General features: G+C 75.0%; 25 protein-coding genes. 9 read left to right on the top strand and 16 right to left on the bottom strand.

Features of this window, described 5'->3' with window-relative positions; all coding sequences use genetic code 11:
* Nucleotides 1-150: 150 nt before the first annotated feature.
* Together ACH4TG_RS13960 and ACH4TG_RS13955 are read left to right on the top strand one after the other, a co-directional pair.
* On the top strand, nucleotides 151-1,962 hold the full coding sequence (locus ACH4TG_RS13960; protein WP_398242457.1) for an HSP90 family protein: 1,812 nt from the start codon (nucleotides 151-153) through the stop codon (nucleotides 1,960-1,962).
* On the top strand, nucleotides 1,959-5,012 hold the full coding sequence (locus tag ACH4TG_RS13955) for a tetratricopeptide repeat protein (protein ID WP_398242456.1): 3,054 nt from the start codon (nucleotides 1,959-1,961) through the stop codon (nucleotides 5,010-5,012). The genes ACH4TG_RS13960 and ACH4TG_RS13955 overlap by 4 nt, the downstream gene beginning before the upstream one ends.
* 252 nt (nucleotides 5,013-5,264) lie before the next feature.
* Here ACH4TG_RS13955 and ACH4TG_RS13950 read toward each other — a convergent pair whose 3' ends face one another.
* Both ACH4TG_RS13950 and ACH4TG_RS13945 read right to left on the bottom strand, forming a co-directional pair.
* Entirely contained in the window at nucleotides 5,265-6,725 is a 1,461-nt protein-coding gene (locus ACH4TG_RS13950; protein ID WP_398242455.1) for an NCS2 family permease, read from the bottom strand.
* 222 nt (nucleotides 6,726-6,947) lie between these two features.
* Nucleotides 6,948-7,694, bottom strand: a complete 747-nt coding sequence (locus ACH4TG_RS13945) for an SDR family oxidoreductase (RefSeq protein ID WP_398242454.1) — start codon at nucleotides 7,692-7,694, stop codon at nucleotides 6,948-6,950.
* 290 nt (nucleotides 7,695-7,984) lie between these two features.
* Between ACH4TG_RS13945 and ACH4TG_RS13940 the strand changes: the two genes are divergently transcribed.
* Nucleotides 7,985-8,746 (top strand): GntR family transcriptional regulator, encoded by a 762-nt coding sequence (locus ACH4TG_RS13940; RefSeq protein ID WP_398242453.1) that lies wholly within the window; start codon nucleotides 7,985-7,987, stop codon nucleotides 8,744-8,746.
* A gap of 138 nt (nucleotides 8,747-8,884) precedes the next feature.
* Here ACH4TG_RS13940 and ACH4TG_RS13935 read toward each other — a convergent pair whose 3' ends face one another.
* Nucleotides 8,885-10,042: an ROK family protein gene (locus ACH4TG_RS13935; RefSeq protein WP_398242452.1), complete on the bottom strand. Its 1,158-nt coding sequence runs from the start codon at nucleotides 10,040-10,042 to the stop codon at nucleotides 8,885-8,887.
* Between the two features lie 151 nt (nucleotides 10,043-10,193).
* Between ACH4TG_RS13935 and ACH4TG_RS13930 the strand changes: the two genes are divergently transcribed.
* Nucleotides 10,194-10,649 (top strand): hypothetical protein, encoded by a 456-nt coding sequence (locus ACH4TG_RS13930; RefSeq protein ID WP_398242451.1) that lies wholly within the window; start codon nucleotides 10,194-10,196, stop codon nucleotides 10,647-10,649.
* Here ACH4TG_RS13930 and mug read toward each other — a convergent pair.
* Both mug and purB read right to left on the bottom strand, forming a co-directional pair.
* Nucleotides 10,646-11,254, bottom strand: coding sequence for a G/U mismatch-specific DNA glycosylase (mug, locus tag ACH4TG_RS13925; protein WP_398242612.1), 609 nt, complete (start codon nucleotides 11,252-11,254; stop codon nucleotides 10,646-10,648). The two genes, ACH4TG_RS13930 and mug, sit on opposite strands and share 4 nt — an antisense overlap.
* Entirely contained in the window at nucleotides 11,251-12,684 is a 1,434-nt protein-coding gene (gene purB, locus ACH4TG_RS13920) for an adenylosuccinate lyase (RefSeq protein WP_398242450.1), read from the bottom strand. Before purB ends, mug begins: the two co-directional genes overlap by 4 nt.
* 146 nt (nucleotides 12,685-12,830) lie before the next feature.
* On the opposite strand from purB, the gene ACH4TG_RS13915 reads away from it, so the two are divergent.
* The gene (locus ACH4TG_RS13915) at nucleotides 12,831-13,925 is read left to right on the top strand and encodes a protein kinase family protein (RefSeq protein WP_398242449.1); all 1,095 of its coding nucleotides are present in this window, start codon (nucleotides 12,831-12,833) and stop codon (nucleotides 13,923-13,925) included.
* A gap of 39 nt (nucleotides 13,926-13,964) precedes the next feature.
* On the opposite strand, the gene ACH4TG_RS13910 is transcribed toward ACH4TG_RS13915, so the two are convergent.
* From ACH4TG_RS13910 to ACH4TG_RS13895, 4 genes are all read right to left on the bottom strand, one after another.
* Nucleotides 13,965-14,771 carry a GDSL-type esterase/lipase family protein gene (locus ACH4TG_RS13910; RefSeq protein ID WP_398242448.1) on the bottom strand — a complete coding sequence of 269 codons (807 nt, stop codon included), beginning with the start codon at nucleotides 14,769-14,771 and terminating at the stop codon, nucleotides 13,965-13,967.
* 115 nt (nucleotides 14,772-14,886) lie between these two features.
* Complete coding sequence (locus ACH4TG_RS13905; RefSeq protein ID WP_398242447.1) at nucleotides 14,887-15,918, bottom strand: hemolysin family protein; 1,032 nt, start codon at nucleotides 15,916-15,918, stop codon at nucleotides 14,887-14,889.
* Entirely contained in the window at nucleotides 15,915-17,252 is a 1,338-nt protein-coding gene (locus tag ACH4TG_RS13900) for a hemolysin family protein (RefSeq protein WP_398242446.1), read from the bottom strand. Before ACH4TG_RS13900 ends, ACH4TG_RS13905 begins: the two co-directional genes overlap by 4 nt.
* A gap of 103 nt (nucleotides 17,253-17,355) precedes the next feature.
* Complete coding sequence (locus tag ACH4TG_RS13895; RefSeq protein WP_398242445.1) at nucleotides 17,356-17,784, bottom strand: GNAT family N-acetyltransferase; 429 nt, start codon at nucleotides 17,782-17,784, stop codon at nucleotides 17,356-17,358.
* Between the two features lie 101 nt (nucleotides 17,785-17,885).
* Here ACH4TG_RS13895 and ACH4TG_RS13890 point away from each other — a divergent pair, with 101 nt between their 5' ends.
* Both ACH4TG_RS13890 and ACH4TG_RS13885 read left to right on the top strand, forming a co-directional pair.
* On the top strand, nucleotides 17,886-18,113 hold the full coding sequence (locus ACH4TG_RS13890) for an antitoxin (protein WP_398242444.1): 228 nt from the start codon (nucleotides 17,886-17,888) through the stop codon (nucleotides 18,111-18,113).
* A complete protein-coding gene (locus ACH4TG_RS13885) occupies nucleotides 18,110-18,481 on the top strand; it encodes a fic family toxin-antitoxin system, toxin component (protein ID WP_398242443.1) in 372 nt (123 codons plus the stop codon). Before ACH4TG_RS13890 ends, ACH4TG_RS13885 begins: the two co-directional genes overlap by 4 nt.
* A gap of 180 nt (nucleotides 18,482-18,661) precedes the next feature.
* Here the strand turns inward: ACH4TG_RS13885 and bioD are convergent, their stop codons facing one another.
* The 3 genes from bioD to bioB are packed head-to-tail and all read right to left on the bottom strand — an operon-like array spanning nucleotide 18,662 to nucleotide 22,108.
* On the bottom strand, nucleotides 18,662-19,393 hold the full coding sequence (bioD, locus tag ACH4TG_RS13880) for a dethiobiotin synthase (RefSeq protein ID WP_398242442.1): 732 nt from the start codon (nucleotides 19,391-19,393) through the stop codon (nucleotides 18,662-18,664).
* A 59-nt stretch (nucleotides 19,394-19,452) separates the two neighbouring features.
* Nucleotides 19,453-20,787 carry an adenosylmethionine--8-amino-7-oxononanoate transaminase gene (locus tag ACH4TG_RS13875; RefSeq protein ID WP_398242441.1) on the bottom strand — a complete coding sequence of 445 codons (1,335 nt, stop codon included), beginning with the start codon at nucleotides 20,785-20,787 and terminating at the stop codon, nucleotides 19,453-19,455.
* Entirely contained in the window at nucleotides 20,780-22,108 is a 1,329-nt protein-coding gene (bioB, locus tag ACH4TG_RS13870) for a biotin synthase BioB (RefSeq protein ID WP_398242440.1), read from the bottom strand. Before bioB ends, ACH4TG_RS13875 begins: the two co-directional genes overlap by 8 nt.
* 385 nt (nucleotides 22,109-22,493) lie before the next feature.
* Between bioB and ACH4TG_RS13865 the strand changes: the two genes are divergently transcribed.
* A complete protein-coding gene (locus ACH4TG_RS13865) occupies nucleotides 22,494-23,666 on the top strand; it encodes an 8-amino-7-oxononanoate synthase (RefSeq protein ID WP_398242439.1) in 1,173 nt (390 codons plus the stop codon).
* A 96-nt stretch (nucleotides 23,667-23,762) separates the two neighbouring features.
* Here ACH4TG_RS13865 and ACH4TG_RS13860 read toward each other — a convergent pair whose 3' ends face one another.
* Nucleotides 23,763-23,978 carry a DUF397 domain-containing protein gene (locus ACH4TG_RS13860; RefSeq protein WP_398242438.1) on the bottom strand — a complete coding sequence of 72 codons (216 nt, stop codon included), beginning with the start codon at nucleotides 23,976-23,978 and terminating at the stop codon, nucleotides 23,763-23,765.
* A 23-nt stretch (nucleotides 23,979-24,001) separates the two neighbouring features.
* Nucleotides 24,002-24,859 carry a DUF5753 domain-containing protein gene (locus tag ACH4TG_RS13855; protein ID WP_398242437.1) on the bottom strand — a complete coding sequence of 286 codons (858 nt, stop codon included), beginning with the start codon at nucleotides 24,857-24,859 and terminating at the stop codon, nucleotides 24,002-24,004.
* A 263-nt stretch (nucleotides 24,860-25,122) separates the two neighbouring features.
* On the opposite strand from ACH4TG_RS13855, the gene ACH4TG_RS13850 reads away from it, so the two are divergent.
* Nucleotides 25,123-25,551 carry an ATP-binding protein gene (locus ACH4TG_RS13850; protein ID WP_398242436.1) on the top strand — a complete coding sequence of 143 codons (429 nt, stop codon included), beginning with the start codon at nucleotides 25,123-25,125 and terminating at the stop codon, nucleotides 25,549-25,551.
* Nucleotides 25,552-25,582: 31 nt separating this feature from the next.
* Here the strand turns inward: ACH4TG_RS13850 and ACH4TG_RS13845 are convergent, their stop codons facing one another.
* Together ACH4TG_RS13845 and ACH4TG_RS13840 are read right to left on the bottom strand one after the other, a co-directional pair.
* A complete protein-coding gene (locus tag ACH4TG_RS13845; protein ID WP_398242435.1) occupies nucleotides 25,583-26,251 on the bottom strand; it encodes a GNAT family N-acetyltransferase in 669 nt (222 codons plus the stop codon).
* Nucleotides 26,248-26,889 (bottom strand): TetR/AcrR family transcriptional regulator, encoded by a 642-nt coding sequence (locus ACH4TG_RS13840; protein ID WP_398242434.1) that lies wholly within the window; start codon nucleotides 26,887-26,889, stop codon nucleotides 26,248-26,250. Before ACH4TG_RS13840 ends, ACH4TG_RS13845 begins: the two co-directional genes overlap by 4 nt.
* Nucleotides 26,890-26,914: the final 25 nt, after the last annotated feature.

Here is a 26,914-nt window from a genome sequence, read left to right as displayed (position 1 = left end):
GTGCCCCGGCGGTGCGGCCCGCGCAGGGCCGGCGGCCGGGGGCGCCATGGTCAACAGCGCCCCGCGGCCCCTACGATGGCCCGACCTGATCTCCGCGGCCCGTGCCGCCCGACCCCGCGCCGCCCCCGGCACCACGACGGCGCAGCGACGATGACTGCAGAACAGACTCCGCACACCTTCCAGGTCGACCTCCGCGGTCTGGTGGACCTGCTCTCCCACCACCTCTACTCCAGTCCGAAGGTCTATCTGCGGGAACTGCTGCAGAACGGCGTCGACGCGGTCACCGCGCGCAGGGCGCAGGATCCGGACGCGCCCTGCCGCGTCCATCTGCACACCGTCCCCGGCGGGTTGCGGGTGGAGGACAGCGGCGTCGGCCTCACCGAGGCGGACGTGCACGACCTGCTCGCCACCATCGGGCGCAGCTCCAAACGGCAGTCCGTGGAGAGCGCCCGCAGCGACTTCCTCGGCCAGTTCGGCATCGGGCTGCTCGCCTGCTTCGTCGTCGCCGGCACCGTGCGGGTAGTCAGCCGCTCGGCACGCACCCCCGACGCCCCGCCGGTGGAGTGGACCGCCCGCGACGACGGCTCCTACACGGTGCGCACCCTGCCCGCCGACGCCCGCACCGAACCGGGCACCACCGTGCACCTCACCGCACGGCCGGGCGCCGCCGAGTGGTTCACCGGCGAGCGGGTCGCGGCGCTGGCACGGGACTTCGGCTCCCTGCTCCCCTACGACGTCCGCGTCGACGGGGAGGTCGTCACCGACCGGCCGCCGGTCTGGGAGCGCAGCCACCCCGGCGCCGCCGCCCGCGCCGCCGAACTCGCCCGCTACTGCCGGGAACGCTTCGGGTTCGTACCGCTCGACACCATCGACCTCGACGTGCCGCTCGCCGGCGTCCGCGGCGTGGCCTTCGTACTGCCCTCCGCGGTGAGCCCCGCCCAGCGCGCCGGGCACCGGGTGCACCTCAAGGGCATGCTGCTCACCGACCGGGCCGACGAACTCCTGCCGGACTGGGCCTTCTTCGTCCGCTGCGTCATCGACACCGACACCCTGCGCCCCACCGCCTCCCGGGAGACGCTGTACGCCGACGAGACCCTGGCCGCGGTCCGCGACGCGCTCGGCGACCGCATCCGCGGCTGGATCACCCGGCTCGCCGCCGCAGAGCCCGACCGCCTCGCGCGGTTCCTCGGCGTGCACCACCTCGGCGTCAAGACGCTCGCCCGGCACGACCCCGACCTGCTGCGGGTGATGCTGCCCTGGCTGCCGTTCGAGACCACCGACGGCCGGATGTCGCTGGAGGAGTTCGCCCGCCGCCACCCCACCGTCCACTTCACCCGCACCGTCGAGGAGTTCCGCCAGGTCGCGGCGATCGCCGGCGCCCAGGGCATGGGCGTGGTCAACGGCGGCTACACCTACGACGCCGAACTCGTCGAGCAGCTGCCGCTGGTGCTGCCCGGCACCCCGGTCGCCGAACTCGACGCGGACACCGTCACCGCGCACCTGGACACCGTCGAGCCCGGCGAGGAGCTCGCGCTGGCCGGCTTCCTCAGCACCGCGCGCGCCACCCTCGACCCGCTCGGCTGCGACGTCGCGCTGCGCACCTTCCACCCCCTGTCCGTCCCCGCCCTCCACCTGGACGACCGCTCGGCCAGGCACGAACGGGCCCGCGAGGACGAGCAGGAGCAGGCGGACGACCTGTGGGCCGGCATCCTCGGCAGCCTGCGCAGCAGCGCGCCCCGCGCCCGGCTGGTACTCAACCACCTCAACCCGCTGATCCGCACGATCAGCACCCTGCCCACCCGGGAACTCGTCGGCACCGCGGTCGAGGCGCTGTACGGCCAGGCGCTGCTGCGGGCCCAGCGCCCGCTGCGCCCCGCCGACTCCGCGCTGCTCAACCGCGCCTTCCTGGACCTGCTCCAGTGGGCCACCCACCCCGACGGCGACCGGGAGGAGGGCCGATGAGCACGCCCGCCCGCGACGCCGACGCCCTCCGCCAGGCGCTGGAGGAGAACCGCGCCGAGTGCGAGGGCCCCGCCCGCAACGCCCACGCCGAACGCCTGGCCGAGGAGGCCGAGCGCACCGGCGACCGGCCGCTGCTGATCGAGGCCCTGTTCAACCTGCTCACCGCCTACAACTACAGCTCCGAGTCCGACAAGAAGTTCGTGCCGTTCGCCAAGGCGCTCCGGATGTGGGACGAGAACCCGGCCGACTTCGACGAGTTCGCGTCCCACAGCCTGCACTGGTACTTCAAGTGGGTCTCCAGCGGCATGCTCGACCAGCCGCACATCCCGCTCGCCGCCATCGAGAAGTGGCAGGCCGAGATGGAGCACCGCTACCGCCTCGCCGGGCACTCCGAACGCGCCGTGCGGCAGGGCGAGTTCAGGATCGCCCGGCACATCGGCGACACGGCCCGCGCCGAACGCGCCTACGCCGCCTGGCAGTCCGCCGACCGCGACGAGATGACCGACTGCCAGGCGTGCGAACTGCACCTGAGCGGCAGCTGGCAGGCCGGCCGGGAACGCGACGAGGAGGCGCTCGCCAGCTGGCAGCCGGTGCTCGACGGCGCACTGCACTGCGCGCACGAACCGCACGCCGTGCTCGCCTCCTCGCTGCTCCCCCTGCTGCGCCTGGGCCGCGGCGACACCGCCCGCGCGCACCACCTGCGCGGCTACCGCATGGTGCGGTCCATGGAGAGCATGCGCTCGGCCGTCGCCCGGCACGTGGAGTTCTGCGCCCTCACCGGCAACGAGCCGCGCGGCCTGGAGATCCTGGCCGCGCAGCCGGCCCACTTCACCACCACCGGCGACCCCGACAGCCTGATGGACCACATGGCCGTCACCGCGCTGCTCACCGGCCGCATCGTCGCCCTCGGGCACGCCGACCAGCCGGTCCCCGGACCCGGCGCGGAGGCCTGGACCGCCGCCCGGCTGCACCGTCACGCCACCGGGCGCGCCCTCGACCTCGCCGCGCGCTTCGACACCCGCAACGGCAGCACGGCCGTGTCGGAGGGCGTGCGCGCCCGCATGGCCCAGCAGCCGTTCACCGCCCGGCTCCCGCTGGGCCTGCGGGCCGCGCCGCTGTCCGGCCCCGCCGTCCTCGACGGGAGCGCCCCGCCCCGCCAGGCGGCCGAAACCCCGGACCCGGCCGCCGGATCCGCCGCGCCCCCGCACGCTGCCGCGACCGCCGACGCACGGACGGCCTCCGCCGACGGCGCCGGATCCACCGCCGACGACGTGCCCGCGCTGGTCGCCGAAGCGCGGCGGCTGAGCGAGGCCGGGCACCCCCGCGCCCAGGCGGCCTGGGCGGCCGTCGAGGCCGCCGCGGACCGCACCGGCACGGCGCCCGACGCGCTCGCCCGCGCCGAGATCGCCGACTACGCGGCCATGGCCGCGATCGGCGAACCCGAGCGGGCCCTCGCGCTCTTCCGGGCCGCAGCCGAGCAGTTCGAGGCCGAGGGCGACCTCGGCGAGGCCGCCGCGTGCCAGGTGCGCGCCGCCTACGCCCGGGCGATGAGCGGCAGCACCGCCGACGCCGCGCTGGAGGCCGCCGACGAGCAGTGCGCCCGGCTGGAGCGGCTGCTGGTCCTCGACCGGGCCACCCCCAGGCAGCACCTCGGGGCGATCCTGATGCGCTGCCGCATCCTGCTCCAGCAGGCCGGCGACCCCGAGCGGCGGGACGACGCCCTGGCCGCCGTCGCCGCGCAGGCCGAGGAGGTACTGGTGCTCGGCGCCCGGCACCGCACGGAGCCGGGCGTGGCCGGGCGGATGGCTGACGCCGCGATCCTGCTCGGGCGGCTGGCCGCCGGCCGGGGCGACGGCCCCGAGGCGATCGCCCTGCTCACCCGGGCCGTTGCCCTCCACCTGGAGGCCGAACAGCCCTGGTACGCCGTCGAGCCCGAGGCCGCGCTCGCCGAACTGGCCCTGCGGCAGGACGATCCGGCGGGCGCCGCCCGCTGGGCGCTCGCCGCGCTCGGCCACGGCGGCGAGGTCCTCAAGGCCCCGCACCGCGCCCACCTGCACATGATCGCCACCCAGGGGCACGCCGTCCTCGGCGAGGACGACGCGGTGGTGCGGCAGGCCCTGGAGGCCGCGCAGTGGGCCGACGACGCGGGGGACAGCGAGGGACTCGGGGCCAGCGCCCGGCTCCGCCTCGGCGGCGCCCTGCGCCGGCTGGGCCGCGCCGAGGAGGCCGCCTCGGTCCTGGAGTCCGTCATGCCGGACCTCGAACTCGCCCACGATGAAGGGGAGTACGTCCAGGCGCGCTGGTGGCTCGCCGAGTGCCAGCTCGATCTCGGCGAGTGCCGCGAGGCCGCGGAGCAGTTCCTGCTGGCCGCCCGGGTCGCCGAGGGCTGGGACGACCCGCACGACCACGCCATGCTGGCCAACCTCGCCGCCGACGCGCTGAACCGGGCCGGCCTGCACGACGAGGCGGTGCAGGCGTACGCCCGCGCCGAGGAGCTGTGGCGCGCCGTCGGGGAGCTGCCGGCGGCCGGCACCGGCGAACCCCAGCAGGCCGCGCTGGCGGTCGTCAGGACGCTGCGGGCGCGCGCCTGGATCGAGCTGGCGGACGGCCGCGGCGGACTCCCGGCCGCCCATGCCTACATGACCGGTGCGCTGCTGTGCGCCCGCGAGTCGCTGGAAGCGGCGGACGACGGGCCGGACGCCGTCGACATGGGCCTGGCGCTGGCCGACACCTACCGCCAGACGGCGGAGATGGTGATCCGCACCGCCGCCCAGGAGGACCCGCGGCCCGCCTACGACGCGGCCCTGGCCCTGGTGGGCCGGGCCGGCGGGGTCCTGGCGCCGCTGGGCCCGGCCGGGCGCGACGACCGGGCGGCCGCGCTGCTGCTGGCCGCCCGCCTGGAGTCCGCGCTCGACCGGCTGCCCGAGGCCCGCAGGAGCGCCGAGGCGGCCACCGCCGAGTACGAGGGGATCGACACGCCGGAGGCCGTCTCCTGCCGCGAGGAGGCGGCCGGTCTGATCGCCCACCTGCCCGCCGACGACCCCGTCTGACCTGGGGGCGGGCACCGGCGACCGCCACCTCGGGCGGGGGCGGGCACGGCGGCGGGGAAGTGGCGGTGAATTCCCTGGCGTCCACCGGGAACTCCGCCGGGTTGGGGGGAGTTGTGACAGTACGGGCCGGTGCGTGTCGCCGGCCCGGCCAGCAGCCCCGACCGGGCGCCCCCGTCCCGGTCGGGGCGCCGTACCGCTCGGCGCCCGCGGGTCCCCTCCTCCTGCCGGCGCCGAGCGCCGCCCCGCCTCCCGCTACTTGGCGCCCAGCAGCTGCTGCAGCGGGTCGATCGCGAAGTAGGCGACGAAGCACACCGACACGCCCCACACCAGCGGGTGCACCTCCCGCCACTTGCCGAGCACCGCCTTGATGGCGACGAAGGACAGGAACCCGGCGCCGATGCCGTTGGTGATGCTGTAGGTGAACGGCATCACGGCGATCGTCAGGAACGCCGGGATGCCGATGTCGTACTGGGTCCAGTCGATGTTCCTGACCTGCGCCATGAGCAGGAAGCCCACCGCGACCAGCGCGGGTGCCGCGGCCTGGGAGGGCACCACCGCGGCCAGCGGCGCCAGGAACAGGGCCACGGCGAACAGCGCCCCGGTCACCACGCTGGCCAGCCCGGTGCGCGCCCCCTCGCCCACCCCGGCCGCCGACTCGACGTAGGCGGTGTTGGACGAGCAGGACGCGGCGCCGCCGGCCACGGCCGCCGCGCCGTCGATGAACAGCACCCGCCCGATGTTCGGCACCCGCCCGCGGTCGTCCAGCAGCCCGGCCTCGTTGGAGATGCCGACGATCGTGCCCATCGCGTCGAAGAAGTCGGACAGCACGAGGGTGAAGACGAAGAGCGAGGCGGTGACCACGCCCGCCGCGGAGAAGCCGCCGAGCAGGCTGAAGTGGCCGAGCAGCCCGAAGTCGGGGGTGGCCACCACGTCGTGCGGGACCTTGGGGACGGTCAGGCCCCACGCCGCCGCGGGGATGTCGGCGATGGCGTTGACGATGATCGCCACCACCGTCATCGCCACGATGCTGATCAGGATGGCGCCCTTGACCCGCCGTGCGACCAGCGCGACGGTCAGCAGCACGCCGAGGCAGAACACCAGCACCGGCCAGCCGGTCAGCGTTCCGGTCCCGCCCAGCTGGACCGGCACCGTCGTCTTGGCGGCGTCCGGGATGCGGCTGGCGAAGCCCGCGTCGATGAAGCCGATGAACGCGATGAACAGGCCGATGCCCACGCTGATGGCCTGCTTGATCGCCTGCGGGATGGCGTTCATGATCGCCTCGCGCAGGCCGGTGGCCACCAGCACGCAGATCAGCAGGCCCTCCAGGACCACCAGGCCCATGGCGTCCGGCCAGCTCATCCGCGGGGCGAGCTGGAAGGCCACCACGGCGTTGAGGCCCAGGCCGGCCGCGATGGCCAGCGGCAGGTTGCCGCCGACGCCCATCACCGCCGTCATCACCGCCGCCACCAGCGCGGTGGCGGTGACCAGTTGGGCCGAGGACAGGTGGTGCCCGTACTTGTCCGCGGCGCTGCCGAGGATGATCGGGTTGAGCACCAGGATGTAGGCCATGGTGAAGAACGTGGCCAGGCCGCCCCGGACCTCCCGGCCCGGGGTCGAGCCGCGCTCGGATATGCGGAACCAGCGGTCGAGCCCGCGGCCGGCGGGCGGTGGGGCGGACGTGGGCTTCACGGTGTCCACGGGGGTTCCGGGCATCGTGCTCCTTCGGGCTCGGCCGGCCCGTTCGCGCGGGCCGGCCCGGACGGCGAACAGGCGGGCGGACACGGATTGTGCCCGTGCCGGGACACGCGCGGGTTACCGCGGCGTTACCCCGTATCACCGTCCAGTTTCAGCCATGGTCACGTCAATGCCCGGGACCGGTCGAGAAGGCCCGGAAGAGGGGAGAGGACGGCGGACCCCAGGGCCCGCCGGTGCCCCTCACATCCCGCCGGCGACCCTCAGTACCGCACCCGTGGTGTAGGACGCCTCCGGCGACAGCAGCCAGGCCACCGCGCCCGCGACCTCGTCCGGCTCGCCGGGACGGCGCATCGGGATGCGGTCGGGGTTGCGCCACGGGCGCTCCGGGTCGCCCATCGCGGCGTGGATGTCCGTGACGATCATGCCGGGCTGCACGGAGTTGACCCGCACGCCCTCCTGCGCCAGCTCCTTGGCCAGGCCCAGCGTCATGGCGTCGACGGCCGCCTTGCTGGCCGCGTAGTGCACGTACTCGCCGGGGCTGCCCAGCGTCGCGCCGCCCGAGGAGATGTTCACGATCGCGCCGCCCTTGCCGCCGTAGGCGGTGGACATCTCCCGGACCGCCCGGCGCGCGCAGATCATCGCGCCCATCACGTTCACGTCCACCACCCGCCGGATCACCTCGACCCCGGTCTCGGCGAAACGGCCCAGCGGCCCGGTGACGCCCGCGTTGTTGACCAGCCCGGTGACCGGGCCGAGGCCGTCGCGCACGGCGTCGAAGAACGCGTCGACCTGCGCCTCGTCGCTGGTGTCCACCTGGTGCACCAGGGCCTGGCCGCCCGTCTGGCGCACCGCGCGGGCCACTTCCTCCGCCTTGTCCGCGGCCCGCTCGTAGCCGATGCCGACACGATGGCCGGCCGCGGCCAGCCGCACCGCCACCGCGGCGCCGATCCCCCGGCTGCCGCCCGTCACCACCGTGACCTGCTCCATCGACGTTCCCTCCCAGTGCCCGGGACCTGCCGTTCATGTCCCGCGGAGATCACGAACGCTATCGCAGCGCCCCGTCAACACCGCATGAACGTCTCATGTATCCGGTTCCGGCCGCCCTGGGCGGGAAACGAGGATTGGTCTTGACCAAGTTCGCGCCCGCGCTCTATGGTCCCAGTAGTGCAAGGACCTTTAATAAACAGGGGTTCCTAAACAAGGTTGGACAAGCGGACCGCCGGCGCGTCGAAGCCCGGCCGCCCCGGCCGCAAACCAGTGGCGATTGCGAGGACAGGGTGGGGACCACGCAGCTCGAAGCGGTGCAGGAGCCGAAGTACTGGCACCTGAAGACCGTGCTGATCGACGCCCTCGACTCCGAGTTCGAAGTCGGCGAGATCCTGCCCAACGAGCGCGACCTCGCCGCGCGCTTCGGAGTCGCCCGCGCCACGCTGCGCCAGGCGCTCGAGCAACTGGAGCTGGAGGGCCGGCTGCAGCGCCGCCGCGGCGTCGGGACCACGGTCGCGCCCCCGCGGATGGGCATCTCGGTCGGGCCCTCCGCCAATGACTGGCCGGGTGCCGGGCGTGACGCCTGGCACACCATCGGCTGCGTCGAGGCCGTCGCCCCCGCGGCGGTCGCCGCGCTGCTCGGCACCGCGTCCGACGAGGCCGTGCACACCCTGCACCGCGAGCGCGTGATGCAGGGCCAGCCGGTCGCCACCGAGCTGCTCTACGTCCCCACCGCCTCGGTGCCCGAGCTGTCGCCGATGCTCACCCCGGCGAACCACGCCCCCGCGGTGCTGCGCGAGCTGCACGCGCTGGAGCTGGAGGGCGAGGACCGCGCGGTGGAGCTCGGCTCCGCGCGCGCGGAGGACGCCAAGCACCTCGACCGGCTGCCCGGCGCGCCCGTCCTCGTCGTCACCACCCGCTACTTCGCGCAGGGCCGGGTCGCCGCCGCCTCGGTGGCCACCTACCGTGCTGACACCTGCCGGCTGACCTTCGGCGACTCCGGTGACCTGGAGGTCACCCACCACCAGTCGGACAGCCGCCGGGCCTCCTGACCGACCGCACGACCCGCCTCGGCCCGCCTCCCAGGAGGCGGGCCGCAGCCGTGCGTCCAGGGGCCCTGTGCCGGGGTTCTTTCCTGCGCCGGGTCAGTTGCCGGTGGGGTACCGGTCAGTGCCGCCGCAGCACCACGTTCAGTGCCGCGACAGCGCCGTCTGCTCGACGGCGAACAACTGCTCCTCGACGTGGTCCAGGGCCAGCCGCAGCGCACCGGTGGCGATGGCCGCCTGACCCAGCGCCGACAGCACCACCTTCGGCGGCCGCAGGCAGTACCGGGCCAGCTCGGACCGCAGCGGCTCCAGCACGCCGTCCAGCCCGGACGCCCAGCCGCCGATCACCACCAGCTCCGGATCGATCGCCAGCACCAGGGCCGCCACGTCGTGCACCAGGCGCCGCAGGAATCGCTCCACCGCGTCCTTGGCCTGCGCGTCGCCCTCCCGCGCCAGCGCGAACACCCGCTCCACGGCGGGCTCGTCCAGCGGATGCAGCGGCGTACCGGTGGTCGACAGCAGGTGCTCCGGCGTCACCTCGCGGCCCAGCAGGTGCAGCGCGCCGATCTCGCCGGCCGCGCCGCCGAAACCGCGGTGCAGCCGGCCGCCGATCAGCGACCCCGCACCCGGGCTCAGCCCGGCCAGCACGAACACCACGTCGTCGGTGCCGACCGCGGCGCCCTTCCAGTGCTCGGCGACCGCCGCCACGTTCGCGTCGTTCTCCACCAGGACCGGGCAGCGGAACGAGCGCTGCAGGCGCTCGCCGAGCGGCAGCCCGGTCCAGCCGGGCAGCGCGGTGCCCAGCCGCACCTCGCCGTGCGCCTCGACGATGCCGGGACTGCCGACGCCCACCGCCCACAGGGTGCTGCGCGCCACGCCCGCCTTCCGCAGCAGCTCCGCGACCGTGCCGCGCACCCGCTCGAGCCGGTCGTCGGCCGACGCGGCCTCCGGGACCTCCCGGCTGTGCGAGCCGAGCACCTCGCCGCCGAGGTCCGCCAGGACGACCCGTACCTGGTGGGCGCCGATCTCGATGCCGAGCAGGTGCCCGGCCTCGGCGTGGAAGCGGAAGCGGCGCGCCGGCCGGCCCTGCTTGCGGGTGTCGGCGGTCTCCGGGGCGACCTCGACCACCAGGTCCGACTCCGACAGGCCCTCGATCACGCCCTCGACGGTCGGCCGGGACAGTCCGGTGCTCTGCACCAGTTCGGTGAGCGTGGGGGTCTGCGCCCCGCGCAGCGCGTGGAGGACGACCGCGGAGTTGATCCGCCTGAGCAGGGACGGATCCCCGCCGGTGAGTCGCCCCAAGGTCTGTCCTCCCAGCCTGTACCTGTGTGTGGCGGATCGTACCCGGCGAGGCGCCACACGGCGAGTACGGACGGGTACCGGTTGCGTGACGTCGGGCGGGCGGCAGGCTGACGGACTGCCAATTGTCAGAGGGTCGGGCTTTACTGGACACATGGATCTTGCTGCCCAGCTCGCCGAGGTGGACCGGCTGCGCTCCCGGGAGTTCCCGGCGCAGCGGGTCACCTCACCCGCCGTCGAGAGCGGCCCCGGCTACCACCTCGCGGACCTCGCCGTCAGCCAGGACTTCCACGAGGAGGACCTCGACCGCGTGGAGGCGGTCGCCGACGACTTCGAGGCGGCCTGCCAGGCCCTGATCGAACTCCTCGCGCAGCGCTGGGGCGAACCGCAACCGCTCGACCTGTACCCGTACCTCATACGCATGGAGGAGGGCGGGCGCGTGCCCCCGCCGCTGGACATGCTCTGCGGCTACGTCTCGGAGGTGTACGGCTGGACGGTCGACGGCCGCTGGATAGCGCTCGGCGTCGGCCAGGGGGACCGTGAACTGCCGTTCCAGCTGGTGCTGGCCGTGGGGGACAGCGCCGCGCTGCCGACCGCCGGGCCGGCCTAGGGCAGCCGGGCCGCGCGGCCCGCGGTGCTGGTCGCCGGGCCCGGCGCCCTCTCCGCCGGGGCCACCGGCTCCGCCCAGGCCGCGGTGCGCAGCCGTGCGAACTCCGCGGCCAGCGCGGCCGGCGTCCAGTGCGCGTTGAGGCCGCTGGGGCTCGGCAGCACCCAGATCCGGGTGCCGCCGATCGTCCGCTCCTGCGGGCCCACCTGCGCCCGCCGCTCCCCGAACGCGGTGCGGTACGCGGTGACGCCCAGCACCGCCAGCCAACCGGGCCGGTACCGCAGCACCTTGGCGGTCAGCAGGCGGCCGCCGGCGACCAGTTCCTCGGCGGACAGCTCGTCGGCGCGCGCCGTCGCCCTCCCGGCCACGTTGGTGAGCCCGAACCCGAAGGCCGGCGCCTGCTGCTGCTCGGCCGGCGCCAGCCGCCGCGGCGTGAAGCCGGAGGCGTGCAGCGCCGGCCAGAAGCGGTTGCCGGGACGGGCGAAGTGGTGACCCGTCCAGGCCGACATCAGGCCCGGGTTGATGCCGCAGAACAGCACCCGCAGCCCGTCGCCGACCACGTCCGCCAGCGTGCGGTCGCGAGCCTGCGCGAGCTGCTCCGGCGTCAGAGGATCGCCCCCGGCCGGTACGCGGCCGCCTGCGGGCGCTCCTTGGCCACGTCCTCGATACGGCGCACCACCTCGGCGACCTGGCCGGTGGCGGCGCCGGTGAAGGTGATCGGCTCGCCCATCAGCCCCTGCAGGGCCGCCCGGTCGAGCGGGATGCGCGGGTCGCCCGCCAGCCGGTCCAGCAGGTCGTTGCCCTCGGTGCCCTGCTCGCGCATCGCCAGCGCGGCCGCCACCGCGTGCTCCTTGATCGCCTCGTGCGCGATCTCCCGGCCGACCCCGGCCCGCACCGCGCCCATCAGGACCTTGGTCGTGGCCAGGAACGGCAGGTAGCGGTCCAGCTCGCGGGCGACCACCGCGGGGAACGCGCCGAACTCGTCGAGCACCGTCAGGAACGTCTCCAGCAGCCCGTCGAAGGCGAAGAACGCGTCCGGCAGCGCGACGCGGCGCACCACCGAGCAGGACACGTCGCCCTCGTTCCACTGGTCGCCGGCCAGCTCGCCGGTCATCGACGCGTAGCCGCGCAGGATGACCATCAGGCCGTTGACCCGCTCGCAGGAGCGGGTGTTCATCTTGTGCGGCATGGCCGACGAGCCGACCTGGCCCGGCTTGAAGCCCTCGGTCACCAGCTCGTGACCGGCCATCAGGCGGATGGTCTTGGCCAGCGACGAAGGCGCGGCGGCCAGTTGGACCAGCGCGGTCACCGCGTCGTAGTCCAGCGAGCGCGGGTACACCTGGCCCACGGAGGTGAACGCCCGGGAGAAGCCCAGGTGGTCGGCGATCCGGTGCTCCAGCTCGGCCAGCCGGCCGCTGTCGCCGCCGAGCAGGTCCAGCATGTCCTGCGAGGTGCCCATCGGGCCCTTGATGCCGCGCAGCGGGTAGCGGGCGATCAGGTCCTCGACGCGCTCGTAGGCCACCAGCAGCTCGTCCGCCGCCGTCGCGAAGCGCTTGCCGAGGGTCGTGGCCTGCGCGGCCACGTTGTGGGAGCGGCCGGCCATGACCAGCTCCGCGTACTGCGCGGCCAGCTGCCCGAGCCGGGCGAGCACCGCGACCGTGCGGTCCCGCACGTGCTCCAGCGACAGCCGGATCTGCAGCTGCTCGACGTTCTCCGTCAGGTCCCGCGAGGTCATGCCCTTGTGGACCTGCTCGTGTCCGGCGAGCGCGTTGAACTCCTCGATCCGCGCCTTCACGTCGTGCCGGGTGACCTTCTCGCGCTCCGCGATCGATGCCAGGTCGACCCGCTCCAGCACCCGCTCGTAGTCGGCGAGCGCCTGCTCCGGCACCTCGATCCCGAGGTCCCTCTGGGCCCTCAGCACCGCCAGCCACAGCCGGCGCTCCAGCACCACCTTCTGCTCGGGGGACCACAGGGCGGCGAGCTCCGCGGAGGCGTAGCGGCCGGCGAGAACGTTCGGAATACGCGGCTTGGCAGTCACAAGAGCAGAGTTTACCGGGCGTCGCCGCTGGTCCCGGCCCCGCCGCCGGCCCGCCCGCGGACCGCGCCGGGCCCGCTTCCCCGCGCGGCCGAGCCGCGTGCTGGGATGATCCTCGGCAACGGACCGCCGGACGTGGGGAGCCGCCGATGCACGAGACAGGGGAGCGCCTGGCCGCGCGCGCCGCCGCCCACGCGGCCGTCGGAGCGCGGCTCGCCGGGCTCGGCGACCGCGCCCTCTCCGGCGCCGTCGCCGCGTCACGGGCCCTCGGCTCGGGCATCGGCGGCCGCCGGGGCGAGCTGGAGATCGCGGGCACGCCGGTCTTCGTCAAGCGCGTGCCGCTGACCGAGCTGGAGGCGCGGCCCGCGAACGCGCACGCGACGGCCAACCTCTTCGGGCTGCCGCTGTACTACCAGTACGGCGTCGGGTCCGCGGGCTTCGGCGCGTGGCGGGAGCTGGCCGCCCATCGGATGACCACCGCCTGGGCCCTCGGCGGCGGGTACCCGGGCTTCCCGCTGCTGTACCACTGGCGGATCCTGCCCGACCGGCCGCCCGCCGACCTCGCCGGTGAGTTCGGCGGCGTCGACGGAGCCGTGGCGCACTGGGAGGGATCACCCGCGGTGCGCGCCCGCCTGGAGGCCATCGGGCGGTCGTCGCAGAGCCTGGTGCTGTTCCTGGAACACCTGCCCGCCACGCTCGCGGCCCGGCTGGGCGACGTCCGCGGCACGGCCGCCCCGGACGGCGACCGCGATGCCGCGTACCTGCGGGTCGAGGCCCAGCTGGCGGAGGGCACGCGGTTCATGAGCGCCCGCGGTCTGGTGCACTTCGACGCGCACTTCCTCAACGTGCTCACCGACGGCCGGCAGGTGTACTTCGCCGACTTCGGGCTCGCCCTCAGCCGGGACTTCGCGCTCTCGGCCGCCGAAGCGCGGTTCCTCGACGACCACCTGGTCTACGACCGCAGCTACGTGCCGTGGCATCTGCTGCGGTACCACCTGCCGCCGCCCGTGCCCGGCGGCGCGGAGCACGCGGCGTTCCTGCGCGCGTGGGCCGCGGGGCGCCGGCCGGACGGGGTCAGCCCGGGGATCGGCGCGCTCGTCGACCGGCACGCGCGGCACGCCGCGGTCATGGACGACTTCGCCCGCCGGCTGGTGGGCGAGACCAAGCGCACGCCGTTCCCGGCACGGGAGATCCGCCAGGCCCTGGACGGCGCCGGTCCGCAGGGCGCGCCGGAGTCCGGCTGAGGAGGGCGCGGCCCGGACGGGGCATGGGCCCGGGGCCGCTCAGGCGTCGGAAGCGGCGGTCTCCGGCGCGGCACCGGACGAGGGGTAGGGGAGCAGGTCCGGGCGCTTGGCGGGACGGCCGTCGCCCGACGAGCGGCCGGTGAGGCGGCGCCCGATCCACGGGAGGAGGTGGGTGCGGGTGAAGCGCACGTCGGAGGTGCGGCGGGCGACCCAGCCGGCTCGTTCGGCGGGCGGCAGCGGGACGGTCCAGTCGGACTCGGCGGGCAGGCCCAGGCGCTGCCACACCGCCTCGGCGACCCGTGCGTGGCCCTCGGCCGTCAGGTGCAGCCGGTCGTCCGCCCACATGCGCGGGTCGCCGAGCGCCTCCGCCCCGTAGAGGTCCACGACCAGCGCGCCGTGCCGCCGCGCGAGGTCCTCGACGAAGTCGAACAGCTGCTCCATGCGCGGCGCGAACCGGGTGGCCACAGGACCCCTGCGGGCCGGGCTGCGCATCAGCACGAGCTGCCGGCACGAGGGCGCCAGCCGCCGCACCGAACTCTCCAGCTGCGCGCACACCTCGTCCACGTCGCACTTGGGGCGCAGCACGTCGTTGAGCCCGCCGACCAGCGTCACCAGGTCCGCGCCCATCGCCGCGGCGGCGTCGACCTGGTCCTCGGAGATCTGCCGGATCAGCTTGCCGCGCACCGCGAGGTTGGCGTAGCGGAAGTCCGGATGCCGGGCGGCGAGGCGCCCGGCGAGCACGTCGGCCCAACCGCGGTAGGAGCCGTCCGGGAGCGCGTCGGACATGCCCTCCGTGAAGGAGTCCCCGATCGCGACGAAGCTGGTGTAGGTGACAGGCGTCTGCATGGCGCCGCGATCCTATGCGACCGCTCGGTCGGTCGGGAAACCAGCGCGCCGGGACCGTGAACGGGACGTGCGCGAGGCCGGCTTGCCGCTGCCGCGCGGTGCCGCGTGCGGCGGCCTAGGCCTGGCTTCCGCCGTTCTGCTGCCGCCCGACCAGCTCCTTGAGCACGTCCTCCATCGTCACCAGGCCCATGCCGCGGCCCTCGTCGTCCACCACCGCGGCCAGATGGGCCCGGCCGGCGCGCATCGCGGTGAGCACGTCGTCGAGCGGGGTGGCCGCGCCGACACGGGTGATGGGACGCAGCGCGGACCGCGGGAACGGCGCGTCCCGCGGCTCCGCGTCCAGCGCGTCCTTGACGTGCAGATAGCCCAGCACCCGCCCCTCGTCGTCGGCCACCGGGAAGCGCGAGAAGCCCGACCGCGCGCCGAGCGCCTCCAGGCCCTCGGGGGTGATGCCCAGCGGGGCCCGCACCACGCGGTCCGGCGGCATCACGATCTCCCCGACCGGCCGCCGGCCCAGCTCCAGGGCGTCCCGCAGCCGTCCCGTCGCGCGCTCGTCGAGCAGTCCCGCGGCACCCGCGTCCACCACCATCCGCTCCAGGTCGTCGTCGGAGAACGCCGCCACCACCTCCGAGCGGGGCTCGACCCGCAGCAGCCGCAGCCCGGCGTTGGCCAGCCCGTTCACCGCGAAGATCAGCGGGCGCAGCGCCCGGGTCAGGGCCACCATCGGCGGGCCGAGCAGCATCGCGGCCCGCACCGGCTCCGCCAGGACCACGTTCTTGGGCACCATCTCGCCGACGAGCATGTGCAGATAGGTGGCGACCACCAGCGCGATGACGAACGAGACCGGGTGCACCGCGCCCTCGGGCACGTGCGTGGCGTGGAACAGCGGCTCCAGCAGATGCGCGATGGCCGGCTCGGCGACGATGCCGAGGACCAGGGTGCAGGCGGTGATGCCCAGCTGCGCGGTCGCCAGCAGCGGTGCCAGGTGCTCCAGGCCCCACAGCACCGGTCCGGCCCGCCGGTCGCCGGCCTCGTGCCGCGGCTCGATCTGGCTGCGGCGCACCGAGATCATCGCGAACTCGCCGCCCACGAAGAAGGCGTTCACCACCAGCGTGAGGGCGCCGATCAGCAGCTGCAGGACGGTCATCCGGCCTGCCCACCCCCCTCGCCCGCGGCCGGCGGCGACATCAGCCGGGCGCGGGCCGCCCGCCGCCCGTGCGCCTCGGTCACCTCGATCCGCCAGCCGCCGACCTCCACGGTGTCGCCGCGCTCCGGGATCCGGCCCAGCTGCTGCGCCAGCAGGCCGGCCAGCGTCTCGTACGGGCCGTCCGGCACGTGCAGTCCGATCCGCTCCAGCTGGTCCTCGGTGCGCGTCGCGCCGTCCGCGTCGTAGATCCGCCGCCCCTCGGGGTCGGTGCGCAGGAACAGCAGGTCCGGCAGCTCCTGCGGGTCGTGCTCGTCGCGGACCTCGCCGACGACCTCCTCGACGATGTCCTCCAGCGTCACCACCCCGGCGGTGCCGCCGTACTCGTCGATCACCACGGCCATCGTCCGGCGGCCCGACAGCTGGTCGAGCAGCCGGTCCACGGTGAGCGACTCGGGCACCAGCAGCGGCTCGCGCAGCAGTTCGGTCACCGGCAGCCGATGGCGGCGGCGGGCCGGCACGGCCAGCACGTCCTTGATGTGGACGGTGCCGACGACCTGGTCCAGGCTCTCGCGGTAGACCGGGAACCGGGACAGGCCGGTGGCCCGGGTGGCGTTGGCGACGTCCTCCGCCGTCGCCTGCGCCTCCAGCGCGGTGACCTGCACGCGGGGCGTCATCACGTTCTCCGCGGTCAGGTCGCCGAGCGTCAGGGTGCGGACGAACAGCTCGGCCGTGTCCGGTTCCAGTGCACCCTCCTTCGCCGAGTGCCGGGCCAGCGCGACCAGCTCCTTGGGTCCGCGGGCGGACGCCAGCTCCTCGATCGGCTCCAGGCCCATCCAGCGCAGCACCCGGTTGGCGGTGTTGTTCAGGTGGCGGATCAGCAGGCCGAACGCGGCGGTGAACGCCCGCTGCGGCGGCGCGACGGCCTTCGCCACCGGCAGCGGCCGGGCGATCGCCCAGTTCTTCGGCACCAGCTCCCCGACGACCATCAGCACCACCGTCGACAGCGCCGTCCCCAGCACCAGGGCCAGGGACGACGCGCCGGAGGCCGGCAGCCCGGCCGCGCGCAGCGGCCCGCGCAGCAGTTCGGCGATCGAGGAGCGGGCGAGCATGCCGATGATCAGGCCGGCGGCGGTGATGCCGAGCTGGGCACCCGACAGCTGGACGGTCAGCGTACGGACGGCCGCCAGCGCGGCCGAGGCGCCGCGCTCCCCGCGCTGCGCGGCCCGTTCCAGCTCACCGCGGTCGACCGTGGTCAGCGAGAACTCCGCCGCGACGAACACGCCGGAGGCGAAGGTGAGCAGCAGGGCCGGCACCAGCAGGAGCGCTTCGGTCATCGGGACACCTCGGTCCCATGATCGGCCAAGTCCGCCCGGGACGCACGACCGCGGGGCCGCGGCGCCCGGACGGCAGCCGCCGGCCGCGCGGCCCGCCGCTGCGTCAGCCGGCCGTCAGCGGCTTGGTCCAGCGCCGCCACTGCTCCTCGCGGGCGTACCCCGCGGCCTGCCAGGCGTGCTGCGCGCGCTCGTTGCGCTCCAGCACCATCGCGTCGCCGCGCCGGCCGCCGAGCGCCGCGAACCGCTCCTCCGCCGCGTCGAGCAGGGACCGGGCGACGCCCTGGCGGCGGGCCTCCGGGTGCACCGCGAGCCGGTAGAGGTGGCAGCGCCACCCGTCGAAGCCGGCGACGACGCTGCCGACCAGCGTGCCGTCCCGCTCGGCCAGCAGCAGTGCCTGCGGATCGCGCGCGATCAGCCGGGCGACGCCGGCCTCGTCGTCGCTGATGCTGATGCCCTCGGCCGCCACCTGCCAGAACGCCAGGACGGCCGGGACGTCGGCGAGGCCGGCCGGGCGGATGTGGAGATCGCTCATGCCCCGCATCCCATCAGGCCCGGCGCGGCCCGCTCGGACATTTCCGCGATCCGAGACACCCGCCCTTGCCGCTACTAGCGCTACGGCGCTAGCTTTGTCGTATGGCGAAGACCCAGTTGAACGTGAGGGTGGACGAAGCCACGGCCGAGACGGCGCGGGAACGCGCCTCGCAGCGCGGCATCAGCGTGAACCGCTACATCGAGGAACTCGTCCGGCAGGACGAAGGGGAGAACGGCCGCGCGTTCGTCGAGGCCGCGGCGGAGTTCATGAAGAAGTACGAGGCGGTCTTCGCCGAGGAGTTCGAGGCCAGGGAAGACGGCATCCGTTGACGCTCAGGATCGACCTGGCCTGGCTGCTGATGGTGGCCGAGCACAACACCCCGGGGGACCCGCAGGTCACGGACTGGGGCGCGCTGGTGGCCGCGGTCAGCAGGCACGAGGCCGAGATCTTCGGCCGCCCCGTCTACGGCGACGCCCCCGCGCGGGCCGCGGCGCTGCTGCAGCTGCTGGTCCACGTCCCCGCGCTCGAACGCTCCAACGCGCTGTTCGCGACCGCCGTCGCCTACGCCTACCTGGTGGCCGGCGGCCTCAAGGTCACCACCACCCCGGAGCAGGTACGGGACCTGGCCCGGCTGGTGAAGGACGGTCACGCCGGCGTGGACCGGATCGCGGAGGAGCTGCGTGGCTGGACGCACTGACCCGCTGACGCGGGTGGCATCCGGGGCACGGCGACGCGACGCGCCCGGGCGGTGCGGTTCCGGCGGTGCGGTCGCGTCGGTGCGGTCGGGGAGGTGCGGACAACCGCGCCGGCCCGCGCGGACACGGGCGGGCCGGCACGGGCGGGCCGGCAGGGGTGCCGGCGGGTCGGCGGGCGCTTCCTAGGAGGCGCGGGGCGCCGGCGCGTACACGCGGGAGAACGCCTCCGCGTCCCAGACGCCGCCGAGCTGCGGGGCCAGCCAGTCCGGCGCCGACGTGCGGAACGCCTCGGGTTCCCGGGTGCCCGCCTTCTCCGGGAGCGCGCCCAGCAGCGGCGCGGACGCCGCCACCGGCAGGTCGGCGATGTTGCACCGCTCGGCGAGGTCGGGTTCCGCCGGCCAGCTGCCGATGATCAGGCCGAGGCAGGGCAGCTTGCGCGCCCGGAGCGCCTCGGCGGTCAGCGCGGTCGCGTTCAGGGTGCCGAGTCCCGCCGGGGCGACCAGCAGCACGCCCGCGTGCAGCAGCGCCGCCGCGTCGGCCAGCGTCGAGCCCTCCTGGTCGTACCGGACGAGCAGGCCGCCCGCGCCCTCGACCAGCACCACGTCGTGGACGGCGGACAGCTTGGCGGCGGCCTCGGCGATGTCCGTCGGCCCGACCGGCGGCAGCCCCGCCCTGGCGGCTGCCGTCGCCGGCGCCAGCGGCTCGGGGTAGCGCGCGAGCTCGACGGCCGTCACCGCGCCGGCCAGCCTGGCCACCTCGGCCGCGTCCCCCGGCTCGTCCTGCGCCACGCCCGTCTGCGCGGGCTTGAGCACGGCGACGCTCAGCCCCTGGGCGAGCGACGCCGCCGCCACGGCTGCCGTCGCCACGGTCTTGCCCACCTCGGTCCCGGTCCCGGTGACGACCACGATGGCCATGGGTCTCTCCCTTCCTCGAAGTTCCTCGAACGTCCGCGGCCCGCCGGGGCTGGCGCCCCTCAGCCGGCCTGCGCGGCGGCGCGGACGGCCGCGCAGATGCGGGCCACGTCGGCGTCGGAGGTGACATAGGGCGGCATCGTATAGATCAGGTCGCGGAACGGGCGGAGCCAGACGCCGGCCCTGACCGCGGCACGGGTGGCCGCCGCCATGTCGACGGGACGGTCCAGCTGCACGACGCCGATCGCGCCGAGTACGCGCACGTCGCGGACGCCCGGGAGCTGGGCCGCGTCCGCCAGCCCCTCGCGCAGGCCGGTCTCGATCCGCTTGACCTCCAGCGGCCAGTCCTGGCCGAGCAGCAGGTCGATGGAGGCGCAGGCGACCGCGGCGGCCAGCGGGTTGCCCATGAAGGTGGGGCCGTGGGCCAGCACCGGCACCTCGCCGCGCGAGATGCCGTCGGCGACCCGGGACGTGCACAGGGCGGCCGCCATCGTCAGATAGCCGCCGGTCAGCGCCTTCCCGACGCACATCACGTCCGGTGCGACACCGGCGTGCTCGGCGGCGAACAGCCGCCCGGTGCGGCCGAAGCCGGTGGCGATCTCGTCGAACACCAGCAGGACGTCGTGCGCGTCGCACGCCTCCCGCAGCACCCGCAGGTACCCGGGGGAGTGGAAGGACATGCCGCCCGCGCCCTGCACGACCGGCTCCACGACGACCGCCGCCAGCTCGTGCGCGTGACGGCCGATCAGCTCCCGCAGATGCGCGGCATAGGCCGGGTCCGGCTCGGCGTCGACGCCCGGCGGCGGGCTGTCGGCGAAGACCTGGCGGGGCAGCAGCCCCGACCACAGGTGGTGCATCCCGCCGTCCGGGTCGCACACCGCCATCGGCTGCCAGGTGTCGCCGTGGTAGCCGCCGCGCCAGGTCAGCAGGCGGTGCTTCTCCGGCCGGCCCAGCGAACGCCAGTACTGCAGGCACATCTTGAGCGCGACCTCGACCGACACCGAGCCGGAGTCGGCCAGGAAGACGTGCTGCAGCGGCTCGGGCGTGATCTCCACGAGGCGCGCGGCGAGCCGGACCGCGGGCTCGTGGGTGAGCCCGCCGAACATCACATGGCTCATCCGGTCGAGCTGGTCGCGGGCCGCCGCGTCGAGCACCGGGTGGCGGTAGCCGTGGATGGCCGACCACCACGACGACATGCCGTCCACCAGTTCGTGCTGCCCCTCGGCGGGTGCGGCCAGCCGCAGCCGCACCCCCGAGGCCGAGTCCACGACCAGCGGCTCCTGGCGGCCGGGCATCGGGCCGTAGGGGTGCCAGACGTGCCGCCGGTCCAGATCGAGCAGGGCCTTAGGCGCGAGCGGCCGGGCGCCGCCGGCCGGCTCGGTGCGCGGGTCAGGCATTGGGCGGGAGGTCCGTGCCCGCGCCGCGCCGCCGCACGGCGACCAGGTCGGTGCGGGCCGGGCCGGCAGGAGCCGCAGCCGGTGCCGCGGCGGGGACGGCGGCGGGCTCCACCGCGGTTTCCGTCGCGGAGGTTGCGGAGGTTGCGGAGGTTCCGGAAGTCGCGGCCGGGGAGGCGGACGCGCCGGCCGGTTCCGGGGGCGCCGCGCACGTACCGCAACCCCCTTCGTGCGCACCGCACCCGCCCTCGTGCGCCTCGGGCGAACCGCCGTGCGTGCCGCAGGAGCCGGCGGGGGAGCCGCACCCGGCGGCGGCGTCGGCCCGGTGGCGGGGAAGCGTGGTGGTGCCCGCGCCCTCCACCTCGAAGCCGGCGTCGGCGATCATGTCGAGGTCGGCCTGGCCTGCCTGGCCCTCGCTCGTCAGGTAGTCGCCGAGGAAGATGGAGTTGGCCAGGTGCAGGGCCAGCGGCTGCAGCGTGCGCAGGTGGACCTCGCGGCCGCCGGCGAGCCGGACCTCCACGTCCGGGCAGACGAACCGCACCATCGCCAGGATCCGCAGGCAGCGCTGCGGCGTGAGGTTCCACTCCTTGGCCAGCGGCGTGCCCTCGAACGGGATCAGGAAGTTCACCGGCACCGAGTCGGGGTCGAGCGCGCGCAGGCTGAACACCACGTCCACCAGGTCCGCGTCGGTCTCGCCCATGCCCGCGATCAGGCCCGAGCACGCCGAGAGCCCGGCGGCCTGAGCCTGCTGCACCGTGTCCACCCGATCGGCGTACGTGTGGGTGGTGGTGATGTCCCCGTAAGTTCCCTCGGACGTGTTGAGGTTGTGGTTGTACGCGTCCGCGCCGGCCGCGCGCAGCCGCTCGGCCTGGCCGCCGGAGAGCAGGCCGAGGCACGCGCACACCTCGACGCCCTCGTTCTGCTCCTTGATCGCCGCGATGGTCTGCGAGACCCGGTCCACGTCCCGGTCGGTGGGCCCGCGCCCGCTGGCCACCAGGCAGACCCGCTTGGCGCCGCCGGACACCCCGGCAGTCGCGGCGGCGGCCGCCTCGTCCGGCTTCAGCCAGGTGTACTTGAGGATGCCGGCCGTCGAGCCGAGCCGCTGGGAGCAGTACGAGCAGTCCTCGGGACACAGCCCCGACTTGAGGTTCACCAGGTAGTTCAGCTTGACCCGGCGCCCGAACCACTGGCGGCGCACGCGGCCTGCCGCGGCCACCACGTCGAGCAGTTCGTCGTCCGGGGTCGCCAGGACGGCGAGCGCCTCGTCCCTGGTGGGCAGCTCGCGTCGCAGCCCCTTGTCCACGAGAGTGGTCAGCAGATCCATACGGGCGATCCTGTCCCATCCGGGCACCCCGGGCCAATGGCGGACCGCACAAGACCGGTGGCCGCGGGTGTGTGCATCACCACACCCTGTAGAGGTGTCGCCAGCCAGTACGTTGCTTCAGGGCGCACTTCGGCGCGCACCGGGAACTGCCACCGGCGGCAGCGACCGGCCACCGCCGAACGGCCGCGGCCCGCCGACCGCCACCGGGTGGGCGGCGGTGTCCGAGGCCGCCGCGCGCCCTTCCGAGGCCGCAGCACCGAAGCCGTCACCGAAGTCGCCACATCGAAGCCGTCACCGAAGCCGCAACGCAGAAGTCGCCACACCGAGCATGCGCCCCCCAGCCGTCACCGCCTCCGACCGCCGCCCACCGACCCGAGGGACCGCCGTGAACAGCACGCCGCCGGCCGCGCACCGATCCGGGCCCGGCCCCTTCGCCTGGCTCACCGAGCAGGACGCGGTCCGCCGCCGCGCCGGACTGCGCCGCCAACTGCGCCCGCGCGGCGCGGACTCGGCGCTGCTCGACCTGGCCGGCAACGACTACCTGGGACTCACCCGGCACCCCGAGGTGACGCGCGCCGGCGCCGAGGCGTGCCTGCGCTGGGGGGCCGGCTCCACCGGCTCCCGCCTGGTCACCGGCAGCACCGCCCTGCACGCCGAACTGGAGGCGGAACTCGCCGACTTCACCGGCGCCGAGGCCGCCCTGGTGTTCGCGTCCGGCTACGCCGCGAACCTGGCCGCGGTCACCGCGCTCACCGCGGGCGGCGGGCTCCTGGTCTCCGACGCGGCCAACCACGCCTCGCTGATCGACGGTTGCCGGCTGTCCCGGGCGGCCACCGAGGTCGTCCCGCACGCCGATCCCGACGCGGTGCGCAAGGCCCTGTCCGGGCACGACGGCCCCGCCCTCGTGGTGAGCGACTCGGTGTTCTCGGTGGACGGGGATGCCGCTCGGCTCGGCGAACTGGCAGCCGTCGGCCGGGAGTTCGGGGCAGGGCTGCTGGTGGACGACGCGCACGGGCTCGGCGTCCTGGGTGACGGCGGGCGCGGCGCGCTGGACGCGGCGGGCCTCGCCGGGGCGCCCGACGTGGTGTGCACGGCGACGCTCTCCAAGTCGCTCGGCGCGCAGGGCGGCGTGGTGCTGGGGCCGGCCGCGGTCATCGAGCACCTGGTCAACGCGGCCCGCACGTTCATCTTCGACACCGGGCTGGCCCCGGCCGCCGCGGGTGCCGCCCTCGGGGCGCTGCGGGTGCTGCGGCGGGAACCGGAGCGTGCGGGGCGGGCGCGGGCCGTCGCGCGCGACTTCCACCGCAGGCTCGTCGCGACCGGGCTCGACGCGACGGCGCCCGACGCCTGCGTGGTGTCGGTGCGCGCGCCCTCGCCCGAGGACGCCGTCGCGTGGGCCGCCCGCTGCCGCGAGGAGGGCCTGGCCGTCGGCTGCTTCCGGCCGCCGTCCGTCCCGGACGGCATCTCGCGGCTGCGGCTGACGGCGCGCTGCGACCTGACCGGCGCGGAGGTGGACCGCGCCGTCGCCACCATCGTCCGCACCGCGCCGCGCGGTTGAGCGGCGGGCCCGGCGGCGCCCCCGTACGCACCGGCGGCGCCGCGCGGCTGGATGTCACGCGCGGCGCCGCCGTCCCGTACCGGGCGGGAGGGGTGCTCAGCGCGGGCGCAGGCCGCCCGCCGCACCGGATCCGTCCGACAGCGCCCGTACGAAGTCCGTCCAGGCGTCCGCCGTGAACTGCAGCGCAGGGCCCTGCGGGTCCTTGGAGTCGCGGACGGCGAGCCGCCCGGGATCCAGCAGGGCGGTCTCCACGCAGTTGTTGGCCGCGGTGCTGTGACTGCTGCGCCGCCACGTCAGACCGGCGGTCGTCATGATGCCTCCTCGATGCGGGAGCGCTACCGTGCCGACCCGGCGCGGATCCCGGCGATCAGGGCCGCGGACTCCTCGCATGGAAGCGCACGGGCGCGCAGGCCGGTGAACGCCGCGGTGTAGGCCGCGACGTCCTCTGTGCGATCGACGTGGAGACTACCGGTCAGATGGTCGACCACCACAACATCAAGTTCGGGCATCTGCGGAAACACGAAGATGACGAAGGAGTTGGTCACGCCCGGGTGCCCGCCGGCGCCGAACGGCACGACCTGCAACCGGACATGGGGCAGCCGGGCGGCCTCCTCCAGGTGCGCCAGCTGACCGTCCATCACCTCGGGGCCGCCCACGTCCCGCCGCAACACCGCCTCGTCCAGCACCGCTTCGAGCCGCGGCGGTGGGTCCTGCCGCAGCACCGACTGCCGCGCCGTGCGCACCTCGGCCAGCGCGGCGACCTCGTCCGCGGCGAGCTGCGGCATCACGCCCGCGGTCAGCGCGCGGGCGTAGGCGGGGGTCTGCAGCAGCCCGGGCACCACGCTGTTCTCCAGCGAAAGGATCCGGCCCGCGCCGGTCTCCAGGGTGATGAAGTCCCGGTACTCCACCGGGAGTACCTCGCGGAACTCGTGCCACCAGCCGCGCCGGTGGGCCCGCCCGGCGAGCATCGTCAGCAGGTCCCGCACCCGCCGGTCGCGTACCGCGTAGACGTCCAGCAGCACGCCGACGTCCGCGACGGTGACGGTGCTGCGGGCGGTCTCGATGCGGCTGACCTTCGACTGGTGCCAGCCGGCCCGCAGCGCGGCCTCGCCGCTGGTGAGGCCCGAAAGGTCGCGCAGCCGCCGCAGCTCCTCGCCGAGACGCCGCCGGCGCACGGCCGGAACTCGTTCCATGGGGTCAGGCGCCTCCTGCACTCCGGGCTGTCCGCCGGGCGGCATGCGTCAGTCCAGTCTGCCCATCGCGGGCGCATCCGGGTAGCGCGGTTCACTGGTTCGAGCGACAGATATATGCAGACAGCTGTGGAGCGACCGGAGGAGCGGCACGATTGGTGTCACTCTGGCGCGAACCCGTCGCGTCGCGGTGGCGGCCTGCCCGCCGCGCGGCCCCGGGTCCCGCGTCGGAGGGAGGTCAGGGCGGGAAAGGGAACGGCGGCGCCATGGCAGATCTTCAGGAAGCATCCGTCACGCTGCCGAGCGACCCGGCGTCGGTCACGACGGCCCGCCGCTACGTCTGCGGCCTCCTCGCCGACTGGGGCATGCCACCGGGCGACGAAGCGGCGGACGCGGTCCGGCTCATCGTCTCGGAGCTGGCCACCAACGCGGTGCTGCACACGTCCGGGCTCTCGCCGACCTTCACCGTCGACGTCCGCCTGGAACGCTCCGAGCAGCTGTACATCGGCGTCACCGACAGCCACCCGCGCCGCCCCCAGCGGCAACCGGCCGCCGTCCAGCAGGACAACGGCCGGGGCATGGTGATCGTGCGCCACCTCACCCAGGAGTCCGGCGGCCGGCTCGAGGTGACGCCGACCGCGGACGGCGGCAAGACGGTCTGGATCACGATCCCCTGGGCCGTCACCGTGGCCTGACGCCGGGCCGGGCCGCCGCACCGGCGTTCCGTCAGCCGGGTGTCCGTGCCGCACCGTGCGGACGCACCATCAGCGCCTCCGCCCCCACGGGCGCGAAGCCGGCCGACAGCAACGCCCGTACGCTGGCCGCGTTTCCGGGCGCGACCTGCGCCCACAGCGGCGCGCCGCCGGGCACCAGGTGCCGGGCCGCAGCGGCGAGCGCGCGGCCCAGGCCCTTGCCGCGGGCGGCAGGATCGACCTCCAGCGCGGTCTCCCAGCGCCCGGCCACGCCGCGCCCGATCACCAGCGTGCCGCCGGGCACCGTCCAGGCGCGCACCTCGTCGCGGTGCCGCAGGGCGCGGAGGATGCGCGGGTGCCCGCGGTCCTTCGTCTCGCGCAGGTCGAGGGGTGGCGGCCCCGGCAGCGGGTCGGCCACGGTCAGCAGGTCGACGTTGACGACTTCCCGCCCGGTGCGCGCGGTGAGCTCCGAGAGGAACGGCGGGCACAGCGGGGCGCCGAGGTCGTCCGGCGGCAGCAGCGCCGCGAGTTCGGCGTGGTCGGCGTCGGTGAACACCACGGTGTGCGCGGTGAAGGCGATCACTCCCGCGTCCCGCTCGGAGGGCTGGGGGAGGAAGGTCACCGAGCCGTCGGGCGGGGGGAAGGTGCCGCGGGCGGCGCGCGCGAGTATGCCCGCCAGGCGGGTGGAGGTGCCGGACGTCATTCCTGCCCCCTCGCCGCCAGCGTCTCGATCATCATCACCAGGTCGTCGAGGTCCCGGTCGAACTCGGCGTCCCAGTCGACCGGTTGGGCCAGCCACGGCATCACCGCGTCGTGTCCGGGCAGCGCACCGTCGGGGAGCCGGCCGCGGCGCCCGCGCGGGTCGAGGGTGCCGGGCCCGAACCTGCCGCCCGCCTCCGACGCGATCCAGCCGAGCATGTAGGTACTCACCAGCCGCTCCAGGCGCGGCACTTGGGACTTCGGCACGCCGGCGTCCAGCAGCGCCAGATAGAGCAGGTCGACGGTGGTCACCGCGTCGGGCGTCACGGCGGGACGGGAGAACAGCAGCCCCGTCACCCAGGGGTGGCCCTGCGCCAGCGTCCGCGCGGTCCGTGCGAACAACCGCACGCGCTCACGCCAGTCGGTGACGACGGACAGCGCCGGCGCGGTCTGGAAGACCATGCCGAGCAGCCGGCCGAGCATCGCGTCGAGCAGTCCGGCCTTGTCCCCGACGTGCGGATACAGCGCCATGGGCGTGACGCCGACGGCCTGTGCGACCGACCGCATGGACACCCCGGCCAGGCCGCGCTCGTCGGCGATCGCCACGGCGGCGTCCAGAATCTCTTCCCGTTTCCCGCTCATGCCTCTACACTGTAGATCTATACGG

Source organism: Streptomyces sp. NPDC020917 (genome assembly GCF_044333795.1).
Taxonomy (GTDB): Bacteria; Actinomycetota; Actinomycetes; order Streptomycetales; family Streptomycetaceae; genus Actinacidiphila.
Note: the sequence above shows the minus strand (reverse complement) of the source record. Positions and strands in the feature narration are given on the sequence as shown.

Coding starts and splice junctions, on each gene's coding strand:
- bioB (WP_398242440.1), bottom strand. CDS start 22,108: ATGGATCTGCTGACCACTCTCGTGGACAAGGGGCTGCGACGCGAGCTG.
- ACH4TG_RS13910 (WP_398242448.1), bottom strand. CDS start 14,771: ATGCAGACGCCTGTCACCTACACCAGCTTCGTCGCGATCGGGGACTCC.
- ACH4TG_RS13875 (WP_398242441.1), bottom strand. CDS start 20,787: ATGCCTGACCCGCGCACCGAGCCGGCCGGCGGCGCCCGGCCGCTCGCG.
- ACH4TG_RS13945 (WP_398242454.1), bottom strand. CDS start 7,694: ATGGAGCAGGTCACGGTGGTGACGGGCGGCAGCCGGGGGATCGGCGCC.
- ACH4TG_RS13855 (WP_398242437.1), bottom strand. CDS start 24,859: ATGGAACGAGTTCCGGCCGTGCGCCGGCGGCGTCTCGGCGAGGAGCTG.
- ACH4TG_RS13860 (WP_398242438.1), bottom strand. CDS start 23,978: ATGACGACCGCCGGTCTGACGTGGCGGCGCAGCAGTCACAGCACCGCG.
- ACH4TG_RS13840 (WP_398242434.1), bottom strand. CDS start 26,889: ATGAGCGGGAAACGGGAAGAGATTCTGGACGCCGCCGTGGCGATCGCC.
- ACH4TG_RS13950 (WP_398242455.1), bottom strand. CDS start 6,725: ATGCCCGGAACCCCCGTGGACACCGTGAAGCCCACGTCCGCCCCACCG.
- ACH4TG_RS13905 (WP_398242447.1), bottom strand. CDS start 15,918: ATGACCGTCCTGCAGCTGCTGATCGGCGCCCTCACGCTGGTGGTGAAC.
- ACH4TG_RS13930 (WP_398242451.1), top strand. CDS start 10,194: ATGGATCTTGCTGCCCAGCTCGCCGAGGTGGACCGGCTGCGCTCCCGG.
- ACH4TG_RS13895 (WP_398242445.1), bottom strand. CDS start 17,784: ATGAGCGATCTCCACATCCGCCCGGCCGGCCTCGCCGACGTCCCGGCC.
- ACH4TG_RS13955 (WP_398242456.1), top strand. CDS start 1,959: ATGAGCACGCCCGCCCGCGACGCCGACGCCCTCCGCCAGGCGCTGGAG.
- ACH4TG_RS13845 (WP_398242435.1), bottom strand. CDS start 26,251: ATGACGTCCGGCACCTCCACCCGCCTGGCGGGCATACTCGCGCGCGCC.
- bioD (WP_398242442.1), bottom strand. CDS start 19,393: ATGGCCATCGTGGTCGTCACCGGGACCGGGACCGAGGTGGGCAAGACC.
- ACH4TG_RS13900 (WP_398242446.1), bottom strand. CDS start 17,252: ATGACCGAAGCGCTCCTGCTGGTGCCGGCCCTGCTGCTCACCTTCGCC.
- ACH4TG_RS13915 (WP_398242449.1), top strand. CDS start 12,831: ATGCACGAGACAGGGGAGCGCCTGGCCGCGCGCGCCGCCGCCCACGCG.
- ACH4TG_RS13850 (WP_398242436.1), top strand. CDS start 25,123: ATGGCAGATCTTCAGGAAGCATCCGTCACGCTGCCGAGCGACCCGGCG.
- ACH4TG_RS13890 (WP_398242444.1), top strand. CDS start 17,886: ATGGCGAAGACCCAGTTGAACGTGAGGGTGGACGAAGCCACGGCCGAG.
- ACH4TG_RS13960 (WP_398242457.1), top strand. CDS start 151: ATGACTGCAGAACAGACTCCGCACACCTTCCAGGTCGACCTCCGCGGT.